Genomic DNA, 1,445 nt, shown 5'->3' with positions numbered 1-1,445 from the left:
TTTAAGGGCTGTATGGGAATGTTTTATTATGGCACTGGTTATGGTTCAGGCTATAATACACAAGTCGAGCGCATAGTGAAAAAATACTGCAAGGAATGTAAGTGAAAATCCCTAAAGTCTATGATAAAGCATATAAAGAATATGAATATAAAGATTATGGGGTGGGGAGATACACACAACTCTTAGAATACTCTAAGGATATACAAGATGATAGAGAGTATGTAGGAGGTGGGGAGACTTCTTTACAATCTATGTTTATTACATATAATAAGAAACTTATCAATCATAATATAAAATCTCATTTATTAGAATCTAAAAAGGTGGCGTAGATGAATAAATTAAAAAAGTTTCTAAACTTTATTATATTATTTAGCATTATAGTATTCTTTAGTGGATGTAGTGGTTGGGGGTGGTTCGTGCCTTATAGCCTACAACCTAGCTATCACGAATTTAAAAAGATATGTAAGCTTAATGAATTACCAAATAATGAAGAGAAATATAATAAGATTCTAAGTTACTTTGGATTGAGTTTAGATACGCTAGACTATGATAAACTTGATTATGATATGAAAAATCCTATATCTATTCATCCTATTGACAAAGTTTTTTTGACTAAACCAAATGAAGTGAAGGTTGCGGAATTAAGTAAAAATAGATACTATATCAAAGCAATTTTTTCATCTAAAAATTATCATGACTTTTCGCGTCGCAACATAATAAAGGCTAAGCTAGTTGGGCATTGGAATACAAGACGCTATGATTTAGGAACAAAAGGTATGGCTAGTTATGAACTAGAATGGCAAGAAAGAACAATACATTGTGGATATTTTGAAGGAGTAACATATTATGAATATGAAACACAAAGAAATAATTAAAAAACTTCGAGATAATGCAGAATTGGCGTGGGCGAGTTATGGGTATTATGATTTGATTGGTAAAACTATAAAAAAAGACAATGAAGTAGTTAAAGATGCCATTACCCCCACCGACATTTTAGACAATACTTACAATAAATATATCGCAGTAAAGCCAAATCCACACAAACAAGATGATGAGATACAAGTAGGCACACTCAAAGGCGACTTCTCCCCTAATCAAGCTAAACGCTTCTTTGAAAGATATGATTTACTTATCCATCAGTCTAACACTTCAAGTGGCTTTTCCGCTACCCTCTTTGGAGAAAAACGCAAACAAAAGAATATAGAATCTAAAGAGATAAGCTATACTGCTGAATATGGATATATCAATTATATCTTAGCCTTTAGAGGCACAGAGTTTAGCAATATGGGCGATATAGGAGCTGATATAAAACTTATAGTAGCAAGTATCCCTAAAAATCAATACTTTGATATGATATTATTCTATCTTCAATGCAAAGGCGATATGCCTTTTCATATTGATATAGAATCTAAAGAGTTTGTAGAATCTAAAAACACCACAAAATA

At 31.7% G+C, this 1,445-nt stretch carries 3 protein-coding genes; all 3 read left to right on the top strand.

From position 1 onward, the window contains the following. Positions 1 to 101: 101 nt before the first annotated feature. Positions 102 to 329 carry a hypothetical protein gene (locus CQA53_RS11395; protein WP_115544017.1) on the top strand — a complete coding sequence of 76 codons (228 nt, stop codon included), beginning with the start codon at positions 102 to 104 and terminating at the stop codon, positions 327 to 329. After that, positions 330 to 875: a hypothetical protein gene (locus CQA53_RS11390; protein WP_115544016.1), complete on the top strand. Its 546-nt coding sequence runs from the start codon at positions 330 to 332 to the stop codon at positions 873 to 875. Further along, on the top strand, positions 847 to 1,445 hold a 599-nt coding region (locus CQA53_RS13445; RefSeq protein ID WP_245945915.1), incomplete at its 3' end, for a hypothetical protein. The genes CQA53_RS11390 and CQA53_RS13445, both read left to right, overlap by 29 nt.

The organism is Helicobacter didelphidarum (assembly GCF_003364195.1).
GTDB classification, from domain to species: domain Bacteria; phylum Campylobacterota; class Campylobacteria; order Campylobacterales; family Helicobacteraceae; genus Helicobacter_A; species Helicobacter_A didelphidarum.
The sequence above is the reverse complement of the archived record's forward strand: the minus strand, read 5'-3'. Positions and strand labels throughout refer to the sequence as shown.